Genomic DNA, 14,879 nt, shown 5'->3' with positions numbered 1-14,879 from the left:
ACTGACCGACTGACCGACTGACCGACTGACCGACTGACCAACTGCACGATCGTACAAGATCCTGCTTCCTCTGCCGTACTACTCTCTCATTTCAACGCGAGAGGGTTATTATGGTTAAAAAGAACATTCAGTCCGCCGTGCCGGCGATCAATTTGGCGAATAAGTTTTCGTTGATCGATGAACACTGGTCTCCCAGAGTCATTGCGGAAATGAACGACAACCAGTTTAAGCTGGTCAGGATTGAAGGGGAGTTTATCTGGCATGCCCACCCCGAAACCGATGAAGTTTTTATGGTGATTGAAGGCGAACTGCGCATCGATTTTGCGGATAGCCATGTGCTGGTCAACGCCGGAGAGCTGTTTGTGGTTCCGAAAGGCGTTAGCCATAAACCCCGTGCCGACAAGGAGGTAAAGCTGTTAATCATTGAGCCGCGCGGCGTGATGAATACCGGCGATCAGGGAGGCGAAAGAACCGCGCCCGCTGACCGGTGGATCTGAATTTATCGCTTGCCCGGCGTCCGCCGTTTTTTGCCGGATGAGCGGTCTATGAACCGATTCCCATGCCTGGCGCGGCCATCTATCGGGTCGCGCCGCGGCGTGCGGCAGCGCCGACTGGCCGAAGTGGCGCCGTGTCCGTCGCGACTTCGCTGTCCGGGCTAAGTCGGGGCGCCATGCGGCGGTCATCACCACGCGGAGATTAAGACGCCGCTCGGGTAAAACTGTTCAGCAGGTCGGCGAACTGCGCTTTATCCTGCTCCGTCAGCGCCCGGCCGACGCTCTGGGTAAAGACCAGGATCAGGCCGTTGCCCGGGGCAAACACCGCCTGCTGCTGCCAGACCCGCTGGCCGTCGCGCAGGTAACTGGCCTGAACGCATTCGCCGTTCAGCGCCTGCTCCCCCTGGCCAAGCTGCGCCGGCGCGCGGGAGCGTTCTTTCCATCCCTTAAGATGTTTGCCCAGCAGACTGAGTTGACGATCGATATAAGCGGACAGCGTTTCGTCCGGCGGCAGCGTATCGCGAGCGATATTAAAGGAGGCGCTATCCGCCGCGGCTGGGGCGAAGACGTTTACCGTGCGGTCGAGATAGCCTTCGGGCAGCGCAACGCTGCCTTCGGTGAACTGGCAACGAGTAGAGGAAAATGGCATCGTGCAGCATCCTGTCGCTTAAATGTAGAGGTTGTTGAGAGCGTCGCCAGGGCACCAGAGATAGCGGGAACTGTCGCAGAAAGAGGCGTTCCCTGGTAACGAACGTTGTCAACAGTCTGGTATTTAACTTTCGGCATTCTGTCCGTTGACGGCGCCAGGCGCAAGTAAAATCCGGCGCGCTTAGAAATCCGCCTCGCAGCGGAAGTGCATCGGGGTGGTAAAGGCTGGATGGGTGATGCGCAATTCCTGGGCGTGCAGCAGCAGGCGCGGCGCCATCGCTTTTACCTCGGCGGGGGCGTAGAAGCCATCGCCGAGAATCGGATGCCCCTGCGACAGCATATGTACGCGTAACTGGTGAGAACGGCCGGTAATCGGCATCAGCTTAATCAGCGTGGTGCCGGCGGCTTCACGCGTCAGCACCTGCCAGGCCGTTTGCGCCGCTTTGCCCTGCTCGAAGCACACTTTCTGACGCGGCCGATTCGGCCAGTCGCAGATGAGCGGCAGATCAACCATTCCCTCATCCTGTTCGACCCAGCCCCAGACGCGCGCCAGATAAGATTTTTTCGGTTCCCGCTCGCGGAACTGGCGCTTTAATTCGCGCTCCGCCGCCTTGTTCAGCGCTACCGCCATCACGCCGCTGGTGGCCATATCAAGACGATGGACCGATTCGGCCAGCGGGAAATCGGCCTGGATGCGGCTCATCACGCTGTCTTTATGTTCGGGCGCCCGGCCCGGCACCGACAGCAGACCGCTGGGCTTATTGACCACGATAATGTGCTGATCCTGATACAGAATATGCAGCCAGGGATCGCGCGGAGGGTTATAAGGATCCATCATAACTCCACTGGGGCGGCAAGGGCGCCGGCCTTTGCCGCCGGGATGATACGTTTACTGGTGAGTGACCACCACCAGACGGATGGCATCCAGCCGCCAGTTGGCCTGATGCAGGTTCAGCAGGATCTGTTCGCGCTGGTCTTCCAGCGCGCGCAGTTCGTCCTCGCGGATGTTCGGATTCACCGCCTGCAGCGCGGCCAGTCGCTCCAGTTCGAGGCGCAGCTGGCGGTCCGCTTCCTCCTGCGCCGTCACGATCAACTGACGGGCCTGATGCGCAACCAGCTCTTCGGCCAACTGCAGCATATTGTGTACTTCCGGCTGCACGGCGTTGACCAGCTTGCTGGCGGTATGCCGGTTGACGGCGCTGAGCTGCCGGTTAAACGCTTCGAATTCGACCTGACCGGCCAGATCGGTGCCTTTGCGATCGACCAGCAGGCGCACCGGCGTCGGCGGCAGAAAGCGCGTCAGCTGCAGACTTTTCGGCGCCTGCGCCTCAACCACATAGATCAGCTCGGCCAGCAGCGTGCCGACCGGCAGCGCCTTATTCTTCAGCAGCGATACGGCGCAGCTGCCGGTTTCGCCGGACAGGATCAGATCAAGGCCGTTGCGGATCAACGGGTGTTCCCAACTGATGAACTGGGCGTCTTCCCGCGACAGCGCCTGTTCGCGATCGAAGGTAATGGTGCAGCCGTCCTGCGGCAGGCCCGGGAAATCCGGCACCAGCATATGATCGGACGGCGTTAGCACAATCAGGTTATCGCTGCGGTCTTCCTGGTTGATGCCGACAATATCGAACAGGTTGAGAGCGAACGTAATCAGGTTGACGTCATCATCCTGTTCGGCGATCGCCTGCGCCAGTTGCTGCGCCTGCTCGCCGCCGTTGGAGTGCATTTCCAGCAGGCGGTCGCGCCCCTGTTCCAGCTGTTGTTTCAGCGCGTCATGTTGCTGACGGCAGGCGCGGATAAACTCATCCAGCCCCTGCTGTTCGGTCGGCGTGATCAGCCGCTGCAGCAATTCTTCGTAGTGCATATCGTAGATGGCGCGGCCGGTCGGGCAGGTGTGCTCAAACGCATCCAGGCCTTCATGATACCAGCGCACCAGCAGGGCCTGAGCGGTATTTTCCAGATAAGGGACCAGCAGCTGAATTTGCTGCGTCTGGCCGATACGGTCGAGACGGCCGATGCGCTGTTCCAGCAGATCCGGGTTGAACGGCAGATCAAACATCACCAGATGACTGGCGAACTGGAAGTTGCGTCCTTCGGAGCCGATCTCCGAGCAAAGCAGCACCTGAGCGCCGTCTTCTTCCGAGGCGAACCAGGCGGCGGCGCGGTCGCGTTCGATGATAGACAGGCCTTCATGGAACACGGCGGCCCGAATGGCTTCGCGCGTGCGCAGCACCTGTTCGAGCTGCAGCGCGGTGGCGGCGCGCGCGCAGATCACCAGGATCTTTTCTTCCCGGTGCTGAGTCAGGTAGTTCAGCAGCCATTCCACGCGCGGATCGAAGCTCCACCAGGTGGCGTTATCATCTTCAAACTGCTGGTAGATATGCTCGGGATAGAGCATATCGCGCGCGCGCACCTCCGCCGTTTTGGACGCATTCATGATCGAGGCGACTTTGATGGCGGTCTGATACTGGGCGGGCAGCGGCAGTTTGATCTGGTGCAGTACCCGCTGCGGAAAGCCTTTCACGCCCTGGCGGGTGTTGCGGAACAGCACCCGGCTGGTGCCGTGGCGGTCCATCAGCATGGTAATCAGTTCCTGACGCGCCTGCTGGCTGTCTTCGCTCTGACTGTTGGCCGATTTCAGCAGCGGTTCGATGTCCTGCTCGCCCAGCAGCTCGCCCAATAAGTTGAGGTCGTTCGGGGTCAGCGTTTCGCCGGCCAGCAGCAGGGAGACCGCGTCGGCGACCGGACGGTACTGCTGCTGTTCGCGCACAAATTCGTGGTAATCATGAAAACGGTTGGGATCGAGCAGGCGCAGACGCGCGAAGTGGCTTTCCTGTCCCAGCTGTTCGGGCGTGGCGGTCAACAGTAATACCGCCGGGATGCGGCCGGCCAAACCTTCGATCGCCTGATAGGCCTCGCTGGAGGCGGTTTCGCTCCAGGAGAGGTGATGCGCTTCATCCACCACCAGCAGGTCCCAGCCCGCGGCCTGCAGCTGTTGTTGACGCTGCGCGTTGCGGCAGACGAAATCCAGCGAGCAGATTACCAGCTGTTCGGTTTCGAACGGGTTGCTGCTGTCCAGCCGCGCTTCCGCGTAGCGTTCGTCATCGAACAGCGAGAACAACAGGTTGAAACGACGCAGCATCTCCACCAGCCACTGGTGCTGCAGCGTTTCCGGCACCACGATCAGCACGCGTTCGGCGCGCCCGGCCAGCAGTTGCTGGTGAATGATCATGCCTGCCTCGATGGTTTTCCCCAGACCCACTTCATCGGCCAGCAGAACGCGCGGGGCATGGCGCTGGCCGACTTCGCGCGCAATGTGCAGCTGGTGCGGGATCAGGCTGGCGCGCATGCCGCGCAGACCGTTCCATGGCTGAAGCGCCTGATCGCGCTGATGACGACGAGCGCGGTAGCGCAGCGCGAAGCGGTCCATCCGATCGATTTGTCCGGCGAACAAACGATCCTGCGGTTTATTAAAGGTCAGTTTGCTGTCGAGCATAACCTCACGCAGTTCGGCCGTGACGGGCGTATCGTCCAGCCGCTGGCCGGTATATATCAGCAGCCCGTTTTCTTCGCGCACGTCCTCAACCTTCAACTGCCAGCCTTCATGACTGGTAACGGTATCGCCCGGATTGAATATCACGCGAGTGATTGGGGCGTCATTTCTGGCGTAGAGGCGGTTTTCACCGCTGGCAGGAAACAGTAACGTAACCATCCGCGTATCCAGCGCAACGACGGTACCTAATCCAAGTTCGCTCTCTGTATCGCTGATCCAGCGTTGACCAAGTGTAAAAGGCATAAATTCTCAGCTCGATTTTCGTCTGTGTCGGGGGAGTGTTGGCAACAGCTTGCCATTCGTGCTCGTGAAGGGCAGTGCGTCAGGCACGAAAAATTCAATGTTACTGAAGTTCCTTCAGAAAGGGCGTTATGGTAATGGATGGCGGCGCGTTCGTCACCTGTAAAACATCCTCCTTTATGTTAAAACAGCCCCATCTGGCCGGTGACCAGCGTGGTGAAATCGTCATGCAAAAAGGGCAGGATCGCATCGGCGACCGGCTGCAGCTGCCGTTCGACATAATGCTGATAATCCAGCGGCGAATGGCGGATTTCCAGCGGCTCCGGCCCGGCGCTGGTCATCACGTAGCTAATCCAGCCGCCGTTCTGGTACTGCAGCGGGCGGCCGAGCTGGCGATTATAGTCCTCCGCGATGCGGGCGGCGCGCGCATGGGGCGGAACATTTTTCTGATAATCGTCCAGCCGGCGGCGCAGACGTTTCCGGTAAATCAGCAGATGATCGTATTTGCCGCTCAGCGTATCCTCGACCCAGGCGCGCAGCCATTCCTGGTAAGGCTGACGCTGAAAAATACGCAGATACAGCGCCTGTTGAAACTGCTGCGCCAGCGGCGTCCAGTCGGTGCGCACCGTCTCCAGCCCCTTGAACACCATTTGGTCGCCCTGCGGCGCGCTGATGAGCCCGGCATAGCGTTTTTTGCTGCCCTGCTCGGCGCCGCGGATGGTGGGCATCAGAAAGCGGCGAAAATGCGTTTCGAACTCCAGCTCAAGGGCGCTCTCCAGTCCCAGCGTCTGCCGCAGGTGCCGGCGCCACCACTGATTGATATCCTGCACCAGCGCGTTGCCGATGCGGCCGGCCTCTTCATCGGAATGCGCCCGCCCAAGCCAGACGAAGGTGGAATCGGTATCGCCATAGATAACGCGGTAACCCTGGGCTTCAATGCGCTCGCGCGTCTGCCGCATGATGTCATGCCCGCGCAGGGTAATGGAGGAGGCCAGCCGCGGATCAAAGAAGCGACAGCCGTCCGACCCCAGCACGCCGTAAAAGGCGTTCATAATGATTTTCAGCGCCTGCGACAGCGGCTTGTTGCCGGCGCGTTTAGCCGCTTCGCGCCCCTGCCAGATGTGTTCCACAATGGCCGGCAGACAGTGCTGCCGGCGCGAGAACCAGGCGCCGCGGTAGCCTGGCACAGCATGCTGCTCGTCGGGCTGCTGCAGGCCGGCGGCCAGACCGACCGGATCGATCAAAAAGGTGCGAATGATGGACGGATACAAACTCTTGTAATCCAGCACCAGCACGGAGTCATACAGGCCGGGCCGCGAGTCCATAACAAAACCTCCCGGGCTGGCCTCGGGGGCGATCTCGCCCAGGTTCGGCGCCACGTAGCCCGCGCGATGCATGCGCGGCAGGTAGAGGTGGGTAAAGGCGGCGACCGAACCGCCGCTGCGATCGGCCGCCAGACCGGTAACGCTGGCCCGTTCGAGCAGGAAAGAGAGCAGTTCCGTGTGTTCGAAGATCCGCGTTACCAGCGTGCAGTCCTGCAGGTTATAGCGCGCCAGCGCGGGTTTATCTTCGGCAAACAGCCGTTCGATCTCGTCCATGCGCTGCCAGGGATTGTCGATGTCTTTCCCCTCGCCCAGCAGGGTGCGGGCGACGGCCTCCAGACTGAATGAAGGGAAATTCCATGTGGCGGATTTCAGCGCTTCAATGCCATCGATAATCAGCCGGCCGGCGGCGCCGGCGAAAAAATGGCCGGGCTTAAAACCGTGTTCGCGCCACTCCAGCTCGCCGCCGCCGCGACCGAAGCGCAGAGGAATGCGATAGCGTTCGGCGTGCTTTTGCAGCACGCGCAAATCAAACTGCACCAGATTCCAGCCGATGATTGCGTCCGGATCGTGCTGCTCCAGCCACTGGTTCAGTTTTTCCAGCAGCTGCGGCCGGCTGCCGACATATTCCAGATTAACGCCCGGCTCTGCTGACGGCCTCGGGCCGGGCGGGCCGAGCATATACACCTGGCGTTGACCGCAGCCTTCCAGACCAATGCAGTAGAGTTCGCCGTGACGACTGGTTTCGATATCCAGCGACACCAGCCGCAGACTGGGGCGGTAGTCCTCGCAGGGCTTCATGCGGATGGCCGCCTCGCCGTTGGCATCGCGCTGGCTCAGCCATAGCGGCGCGGTAATGAAGCGTTCCATCAGATAGCGTTCGGGCGGGCGAATATCGGCTTCATAAACGGTGACGCCGCCTGCGCTGAGGATCTTTTCCAGCCGCAGCAGGTGGCGATATTGCGTACAGTACAGACCGACGACCGGCCGCAAGTGAAAATCGCGCAGGCCGAGCGGGCGCAGCCGCCAGTGCTTTTCCTGGCGCAGCAGCGCGCTGGCCTGCGCCTGCTGCGCGACGGGAATAAAGGCCACGGCCGGCTGGGCCGGCAGCGTAACGGACAGCGGTCCGTTATCGGTTGCCAGCCAGAAGGTAATCTGCGTGCCGGCCGGCGTATCGTGCCAGTGGCGCGTGAGCACAAAGCCCTGACGTGGTTGAGTCACAAAATGGCCTTTGCCTGCGGGAGCGTCGGAGGCGTGTTTCAGCCGTCCGGTTAATGATATGGTTATTTATACAGTATCCTGCGGCGGGCTGGCAATCACTACCCGATTTCGTCCCTGCTGTTTGGCTTGATAAAGCGCATTATCCGCCTGTTTAAATACGATATCGGGCTGCGTGCAGCCGGCCTGTTCCATCGCGACGCCGACGGATATCGTAACGGGTTGCGCCATCGGCATCACGGTCTGTTCCACACAGCTGCGCAGACGTTCTGAAAACAGCGCGGCGGCCTGCAGACTGGTTTCCGGCAGCAGAATTAAAAACTCTTCGCCGCCGGTGCGAAACAGCGCGTCGCTGTCGCGCGAGCAAAGTCGCAATTGGCGGGCGATGGTGATAATGACCTGATCGCCGACGTCATGCCCCCAGGTATCGTTGATGCGCTTAAATTTATCGATATCCAATGAGATGGCGGCAAAACTTTTTTTCATTTCGCGCCAGTATTTTAGCTGCGTATCCAGCGCCCGCCGGTTATACAGCCCGGTCATCGGGTCGGTCTGCGCTTCCGATTTCAGCTTGCCTATTTTTTTATGCAGCAGATTGATCCCGACCAGCATGGCTTTTTTCAACTGAGCCGCTTCAAAATACCAGGATGAAATATGCTTGATATTATCTTCCACGCCGCTGGCGTCCATCTGGTTGGCGCTGTGCGCCAGCAGCCAGAGCGGACGTGAGATAAAGCGCGCCAGTATCCAGACGCCGAGCAACGTCACCAGCGCGATCGGAAAAGTATGGCGCAGTACATTCTTCATCAGCCCGTCCAGCGGGCGCAGCGTCATGTGCGTCGGGCGCAGGGTAACGATTTGCCAGCTGGAGGTCGGCACCGTGGCGTAGCCTGCCAGCATTTCGACGCCGCTGCTGCTCATGAGCTGCTGGCTGCCGTTGGCGCTTTTATCCAGAATTTGATCGTTATCCATTTTCCGGCCGATGCGCTCAACGTCTTTGTGATAAATAATATTTTTGTATTTATCAATTACATAAATATAGGAGCCGTCGCGATAATAGTGGTCGCCCAGCAGATCGTTCAGGATATTCTTTTGCTTCAGATAAATGGTGCCGCTGATATAGCCCAGGTAGCGGTTCTGCGGCGAGAATATCGGGTATGAAATCAGAATTAGCAAATTATTCGCTGCGGAGACATAGGGTTGCCCTATCAGCGGGCGCCGCATTTTCAGCGCTTCATTGATTCCGGGCGACGCGGGAGTATGCCCTTTGAGCTGCAGCGTATCCGGCGAGATAGTGCGAATGGTCCCCTTACTGTCGGCGATCGCCACCGAATTGAAGACGTGCGTTTGTAATCTCAGACGGTCCACTTCCTGCTGCATTTTGCGTTCGTCGTTAAAATTTCCCGCGATCAGCTGAGCGCTATAGGCCATTTGCTCCTGCGCGTTTATGAAGAACATATCGGTCACGGCGGCCAGCTTAGTGGCGTATACCCGATTCGCTTCCAGCGTATTATCGATTAATAGCTGCTTCTGGACGCGATAACTGGCATAGAAACTGTTGGCCAGGGTGATCAGGGCGCTCATAACGGCCAAAATTAGAATCAGACGGCCCAGGCCGATACGGGGGAACTTGTGTGTAAACATAGGCCAGGTTGCGCAAACTCGGAAAAAAGTAAGCGGAGATAATAGGCGTTGCGGCGGTGTATGTAAAATAACCACGGCCATAAATTTATTCACACTCCAGCCGTTGACGCCGCCGGTTATGATCCAGACAATGCGTTGCGTGTCTGTGCAGAGAGAACAATTTATGGAAGTCTGGCTGGATCATCTGGTAACACAATCATTAGCTTATTCATTACTTGCCGTGATGCTGGTTGCGTTGCTGGAATCTATGGCGCTGGTCGGTTTATTGTTGCCGGGCACCGTTATGATGGCTTCGCTCGGCACGCTGGTCGGCAGCGGCCAGATGGGGCTATATCCCGCCTGGGGCGCCGGCATTGTCGGTTGCCTGCTGGGCGACTGGATTTCTTACTTTATCGGCCGGGTGTTCAGGCAACCGCTGCATAACTGGTCATTTTTGCGAAAACATCAGACGCTGATGAAACGCACCGAACACGCGCTGCATCAGCACCATATATCGACAGTTCTGATAGGCCGTTTCGTCGGACCGACCCGGCCGCTGATCCCGATGGTTGCCGGTATGCTGGAACTGCCGCCGTGGAAATTCGCGCTGCCTAATATTATCGGTTGCCTGCTATGGCCGCCGATCTATTTGTTGCCCGGTATTCTGACCGGCGTGGCGATCGATATCCCGGCCAATGCGCACAGCGGCGCCTTCAAGCTGCTGCTGTTGTGTTCGGTGCTGCTCATCTGGCTGGCGGGCTGGCTGATCTGGCGCTGGTGGCGGGCGGCGCGGCGCAGCGTCCGGCGGGGCGCAGGCCGCTGGTTGACGTTGCAGCGACTGCGCTGGCTGACGCCGCTGGCGACGCTGGGCGCCGGCGTTTGTTGCATTCTGTTATTGCAGCAGCCGTTAATGCCGGTTTACCGCCATCTGCTCTGGCAGGTGCTGCTGGGGTAAGCCCGCGCCGGACGGTCGCCGCCCGGACGAAAACGCGGCGGCAGGGTCGCCTGATTTAGCGGCGTAACCAGAGCCGCAATCTATCGTCAGCGTATCCGTCGCGGCCTGTTGGCGCTTTGCACGACAGAAATTTAGCCTGCAATAGACGGCATTCCGGGGTAAACTCCGCTGTTTAGGATTAGTCTCAGTGTCGGCATCTGGGCGCCTGGCGCTGCGCCGGGTATACTAATCCGCTGAAAGTTATACCCTTCATGGCTAAGAACGCCGGCGAGTCGGCTTCGCCTCCTTATATGGTCATGGCGTAAGCCCGTCGACCGGTATTCATCGGCTGACGGCGTTGCTGCAGTCTGAAAGCGATGAGGGGTATCTTGCTGTCGCGCCTGATGTTATTTAAAAGCATAGTCAGGTGCTGCGGTAGCTATTTTCGCATCAGAAATGTACGCCGCAGTAAGGGGAGACAGGCCCACCAGGCTTCAGGATGCGGTCGGGCGGTAAATGACAAGTCCTCTGGCGTTTAGTCACTCAGTGAGCGGCGCGATGATTCGCCCGCGCTGATTTGAACGCGACTTACCGCGGTCCCGCCGGACCGGGTAATTAAAAAACTCAACACCTCTGCAACTGGAAAGATGAAGGGTAATCGTCAATGGATCGCATTATTACTGCTCATACACCGTTAGGCTCTGACGCGCTACTGTTTAAATCACTCGCTGGCACTGAACAGCTCTCTGAACTCTATGAGTTTGACGTTGAACTGCTGAGCGCCGATAACGCCATCGATCTTAAAGGCTTGTTGGGCAAGCCGCTAACGGTCGAAATCCGCAGCAATCTGCTTTCCTCCCGCTATCTTAATGGCTATATCACCCGTATGACGCTGGCCGGGCGGGAAAGTCACGGCGATCGTTACTATATTTACCGCGCCACCCTGAGCCCGGCGCTGTGGTATCTCAAACAGAATCGCGATTTCAGGATCTGGCAGGAAAAGAGCGTGCCGGAAATTCTCACCTCGCTGCTCAACGACTATCAGATCACCTTTGAGAACCAGCTTAGCGCCGAATACCGCCAGTGGGGATACTGCGTTCAGTACAACGAAAGCGATTACGATTTCATCTCCCGCCTGATGCAGCATGAAGGCATCTACTTCTGGTTCCGCCACGAAATGGGCGAGCAGACGCTGATCCTCAGCGACTCGCCGGACAGCCACACCACGATGACCGGCTATGAAACCATCGCCTACGATATGCCGGAAGGCGACATGCTGGTGAAGGCGGAGGGCATCTATAGCTGGAGCGTCACCGACGCCATTACGCCCGGCCTGTACAGCCACGCGGACTATGATTTCCATAAACCGCGCGCCGCGCTGTTCGAGGCGCGTCAGAACCCGCAGTCCTTCGCTGCCAGAAAGGCAGAAGTCTATGACTGGCCTGGCCGCTTTACCGAACAGGAGCACGGGCAATTTTATGCGCGCGTGCGCCAGCAGGAAATGGAAGCGCGCCACGAACAAATGAGCGGCGAAGCCACGGCGGTGGGAATTGCGCCGGGCTACCAGTTTACTTTTATTAATCCGCCGCGCCAGGAAGACAGCGGCAACTACCTGACGGTGCGCGCGACCTACCTGCTGACGGAAAACCACTACGCCTCCGGCGGCAGCCAGCAGGGCGAACACCTGGTTAAATTCAGCGTGGTGCCGGCCAGCCTGAACTGGCGCCCGGCTCGCAGCACGCCCTGGCCGCGTACCTATGGACCGCAAACCGCCGAGGTGGTCGGCCCGCAGGGCGAGCCCATCTGGACGGACAAATACGGCAGGGTGAAGGTTAAATTCCGCTGGGACCGCTACGCCAGCGGCGACGACACCAGCTCCTGCTGGGTGCGCGTCTCCAGCGCCTGGGCCGGCTGGAAATATGGCGGCGTGCAGGTACCGCGCGTCGGCGAAGAAGTGGTGGTCGACTTCATCAACGGCGACCCCGATCGGCCGATTATCACCGGCCGCGTCTATAATGAAGACAGCATGCCGCCGTGGGACCTGCCTAACGACGCCACCAAAATGGGCTTTATGTCGCGCAGTAAAAACGGCACTAAAGACAACGCCAGCTACCTGTTCTTTGAAGACCGCCTCGGCAGCGAGTCATTCGACATGCACGCCGAAAAAGATATGAATGTTTCGGTGGAGAATGATAAGCGGGTGACGGTCGACGGCAACCGCTTTACCGAGATTAACAAGGAGCAGCAGGATACGGTGGTGGGGAACGCCACGTTCCACTATAAGGCTAAGCGCGATACTACGGTGGACGATGTTGAAAGCAACACCTTCAATAATAGCCAGACGACGAAGATCAAGAACGGCAGGAAGCTTGAGATCACAAGTGGAGGGGATAGTAATATAATTAAAGGGGATAGATCCATTAACGTTGATGGCGTATATAAGCATCATGTGACAGGAAAAGTTACTGAGATGTTTGATGACGGATTACAAACTACTATTTCAGCTGGTGGTAAAAAAGAAAAAATTGAAGGTGAAGTATCGATTGATATTAATGGCGATTGGAATCAAACTATAACTGGAGGTAGTGTAAAAATTTATAGCCCAAATCTTATAACTATTAAAAGTGATAGTAAGGTTTTTATTGATTCACCAAAGTTTGAAAGCAAAGATACATCAAAAAAATCTTTCGCGGAATCCTCTATTGAATATGTAAAAAGTAAGACAGCGTTGGAGGCTTTTACACTAGCCTTTAAAGGGGTTGCTTTTGCTTATGCACAAACAAATATCTCGATTACACCGATTTCTCTATCGCATAAAAGTTTTGAAAATAAATATTCAGCAATGGACATAAGAGTTATAGGCACTTTTGTTGGTAGTGGCGCTTTGCATTATTCATCAAAAATTTTAACTTTAATGATATAGGTTTAAAATGAATACGTGGAAAGATTTTTTTATTGCTATTTTATTGATTCTTCCGATATTTGCTGCCTGTCGGACGGTTTTAAATCTATTAATTATTCCAGTCAAAGAGGGATTTACACAGGCACGTGTTTTGAAAAACGGAGTTGGTGCTAACGCGGATATAGTCTCAGTTCAGCAAACTAATGAATGGGGAGGAAATAAACCAGTCTGTAATATTACGGTCAGATTTATGACATTGGATGGAAAAGAGTATGAGGCTAGCGTTAAAAAAGCTCTTGATATCAATGAAGTAGAAAGATTTAAAGCAGGAAATGGAACTACTATTAAATATGATCCAGAAAACCCAAATAAGATAGCCATTTATGATAAGCCCCTTTTCCTTTAGCTGGATTTGTAAGGCATTATGACTGGTTTCGCTGTTTTTATGGTTTTTATTTTAATGATTACTTGTGCATATGATATAGATAATTCAGATATAATTAATATTACATTCCCCTTAGCCAGAAGGAGTAGTTAATCCTGAAAGGTACAGTTACGCTGAATTTTTCCATAAGCGTACTCTGGCAGAGAGAAAAATGAAGACGTTATTGTGTATTGAGGTAAGCTAAATTTAACCGGTATGTTATGGTGGCGAAAAATTAAATCCGGTTATTAAGTGGATATTAGCAGAACAGGAATGACAATATATACAGAACTGTTCATGTGACGGTTGATTTCATCGGTAGTGACCAGGGAGAGATAAACGTCGTTACTATTAAATTAATATACTAATGTGAGATCTGTCCATTAACTCTGCTAAAATATATTTTATGTCACGCAGTGTAGAGTAGAGACTGCTCGGGGGGATAGTGGTAGCGTAAGGACAGCCTTGTTTTCTTTACATATACTATTCTCATAAAAGGTTAAAATATGTCTATATCAGGAATTATTAATGCCATCGTTGTAATGTCAGGAATAGCCCTGTGCTATTACGTAGCCAATCGTATTATAAAAAACTCTCAACTCAGAGAAGTTGAAATCACTCAGAATGGGCTTTATGCTAAAGCGACTATTCTGTCGATGAAACAAAATGGGATTTTTATCAATAATAATCCGGTGTTGGAATTGAAGCTAAAAATCGATACTGATGAAAATAATCATTCGTGGCTTGTCGAGAAGCATCAGGAAACCGCACTCCTTATTGCTCTCAGTGCATACGACGTGGGCGGTATATATGAGGCTCGTATAGGAAAAAATGAGAATGATATTCTGCTGGTGAAGGATGAGAGCGGCAAGCCGGTGCGTATTGAGTAATTATCAATGTCTTTAATTAAAATTATGTGCTCTGAAATAATATTTTTCGGTTATTTTCTTTGAACGGTTTATCTGTCAAAGGATCAACGCTCCGATGCGACCAGCATCGGCTTATATCGCGCGCAAAAAACGGTACCAAAGACAACGTCAGCTACCTGTTATTTGAAGATCGTCTCGGCAGTGAGTCATTCGACATGCATGCTGAAAACGATATGTATGTTTCGGTGGAGAATGATAAACGGATGACGGTCGATGGCGCCGCTTTATTGAGATTAACAAGGAGTCACAGGATACGATGATGGGGAGCTCGGCGTTCCACTATAAGGCTAAGCGCTATACTTCGGTGGACTATGTTGAAAGCCATACCTTCAATAATAGCCAGACGAAGAAGATCAAGAACGGCAGAAAGCTCGAGATCACTAATATAGTTAAGAGGGTAGATCCGTTAACGTTGATGGCGTGTATAAAAATTATGTGACAGGAAAAGTTACGGAGATATCTGAACACAGATTACAAATTATTATTTCTACTGGCGGCAAAGGAGGAAAATTGAAGATAAAGTATTGGTTGATATTAATATCTACTGGAATCAAACTATAACTGGAGGTAGTGTGAAAATTTATAGCTTAAA

General features: G+C 55.2%; 11 protein-coding genes. 6 read left to right on the top strand and 5 right to left on the bottom strand.

The features are described from left to right. Positions 1-110 precede the first annotated feature (110 nt). Positions 111-497, top strand: a complete 387-nt coding sequence (locus tag FJU30_RS01235; protein ID WP_150433618.1) for a cupin domain-containing protein — start codon at positions 111-113, stop codon at positions 495-497. A 199-nt stretch (positions 498-696) separates the two neighbouring features. On the opposite strand, the gene FJU30_RS01230 is transcribed toward FJU30_RS01235, so the two are convergent. The 5 genes from FJU30_RS01230 to FJU30_RS01210 all read right to left on the bottom strand — a co-directional run bounded on the left by FJU30_RS01230 (position 697) and on the right by FJU30_RS01210 (position 9,119). Next, positions 697-1,143 carry a DcrB-related protein gene (locus FJU30_RS01230; RefSeq protein ID WP_150433617.1) on the bottom strand — a complete coding sequence of 149 codons (447 nt, stop codon included), beginning with the start codon at positions 1,141-1,143 and terminating at the stop codon, positions 697-699. Positions 1,144-1,323: 180 nt separating this feature from the next. Beyond that, positions 1,324-1,977, bottom strand: a complete 654-nt coding sequence (rluA, locus tag FJU30_RS01225) for a bifunctional tRNA pseudouridine(32) synthase/23S rRNA pseudouridine(746) synthase RluA (RefSeq protein WP_150433846.1) — start codon at positions 1,975-1,977, stop codon at positions 1,324-1,326. Between the two features lie 54 nt (positions 1,978-2,031). Further along, the gene (rapA, locus tag FJU30_RS01220) at positions 2,032-4,938 is read right to left on the bottom strand and encodes an RNA polymerase-associated protein RapA (protein ID WP_150433616.1); all 2,907 of its coding nucleotides are present in this window, start codon (positions 4,936-4,938) and stop codon (positions 2,032-2,034) included. A gap of 179 nt (positions 4,939-5,117) precedes the next feature. After that, positions 5,118-7,478, bottom strand: a complete 2,361-nt coding sequence (locus FJU30_RS01215; RefSeq protein ID WP_150433615.1) for a DNA polymerase II — start codon at positions 7,476-7,478, stop codon at positions 5,118-5,120. 66 nt (positions 7,479-7,544) lie between these two features. Further along, entirely contained in the window at positions 7,545-9,119 is a 1,575-nt protein-coding gene (locus FJU30_RS01210) for a sensor domain-containing diguanylate cyclase (protein WP_150433614.1), read from the bottom strand. A 163-nt stretch (positions 9,120-9,282) separates the two neighbouring features. Between FJU30_RS01210 and FJU30_RS01205 the strand changes: the two genes are divergently transcribed. The 5 genes from FJU30_RS01205 (at position 9,283) to FJU30_RS27555 (ending at position 14,547) form a co-directional block, all read left to right on the top strand. After that, complete coding sequence (locus tag FJU30_RS01205) at positions 9,283-10,053, top strand: DedA family protein (RefSeq protein ID WP_150433845.1); 771 nt, start codon at positions 9,283-9,285, stop codon at positions 10,051-10,053. A gap of 643 nt (positions 10,054-10,696) precedes the next feature. After that, positions 10,697-12,955 carry a type VI secretion system Vgr family protein gene (locus FJU30_RS01200; protein ID WP_150433613.1) on the top strand — a complete coding sequence of 753 codons (2,259 nt, stop codon included), beginning with the start codon at positions 10,697-10,699 and terminating at the stop codon, positions 12,953-12,955. A 7-nt stretch (positions 12,956-12,962) separates the two neighbouring features. Further along, positions 12,963-13,340, top strand: coding sequence for a DUF3592 domain-containing protein (locus tag FJU30_RS01195; RefSeq protein ID WP_150433612.1), 378 nt, complete (start codon positions 12,963-12,965; stop codon positions 13,338-13,340). A gap of 524 nt (positions 13,341-13,864) precedes the next feature. Continuing rightward, the gene (locus FJU30_RS01190; RefSeq protein WP_150433611.1) at positions 13,865-14,248 is read left to right on the top strand and encodes a hypothetical protein; all 384 of its coding nucleotides are present in this window, start codon (positions 13,865-13,867) and stop codon (positions 14,246-14,248) included. Positions 14,249-14,307: 59 nt separating this feature from the next. Continuing rightward, positions 14,308-14,547 carry a bacteriophage T4 gp5 trimerisation domain-containing protein gene (locus tag FJU30_RS27555; protein WP_395858500.1) on the top strand — a complete coding sequence of 80 codons (240 nt, stop codon included), beginning with the start codon at positions 14,308-14,310 and terminating at the stop codon, positions 14,545-14,547. Positions 14,548-14,879: the final 332 nt, after the last annotated feature.

It is taken from the genome of Affinibrenneria salicis, from assembly GCF_008710095.1.
This window is presented reverse-complemented; position numbering and strand designations above follow the sequence as displayed.

What these genes read in the sequence shown, in the direction of transcription:
- FJU30_RS01205 (WP_150433845.1), top strand. Translation starts at nt 9,283, where the DNA reads ATGGAAGTCTGGCTGGATCATCTGGTAACACAATCATTAGCTTATTCA.
- FJU30_RS01210 (WP_150433614.1), bottom strand. Translation starts at nt 9,119, where the DNA reads ATGTTTACACACAAGTTCCCCCGTATCGGCCTGGGCCGTCTGATTCTA.
- FJU30_RS01195 (WP_150433612.1), top strand. Translation starts at nt 12,963, where the DNA reads ATGAATACGTGGAAAGATTTTTTTATTGCTATTTTATTGATTCTTCCG.
- FJU30_RS01200 (WP_150433613.1), top strand. Translation starts at nt 10,697, where the DNA reads ATGGATCGCATTATTACTGCTCATACACCGTTAGGCTCTGACGCGCTA.
- rapA (WP_150433616.1), bottom strand. Translation starts at nt 4,938, where the DNA reads ATGCCTTTTACACTTGGTCAACGCTGGATCAGCGATACAGAGAGCGAA.
- FJU30_RS01235 (WP_150433618.1), top strand. Translation starts at nt 111, where the DNA reads ATGGTTAAAAAGAACATTCAGTCCGCCGTGCCGGCGATCAATTTGGCG.
- FJU30_RS01190 (WP_150433611.1), top strand. Translation starts at nt 13,865, where the DNA reads ATGTCTATATCAGGAATTATTAATGCCATCGTTGTAATGTCAGGAATA.
- rluA (WP_150433846.1), bottom strand. Translation starts at nt 1,977, where the DNA reads ATGGATCCTTATAACCCTCCGCGCGATCCCTGGCTGCATATTCTGTAT.
- FJU30_RS01230 (WP_150433617.1), bottom strand. Translation starts at nt 1,143, where the DNA reads ATGCCATTTTCCTCTACTCGTTGCCAGTTCACCGAAGGCAGCGTTGCG.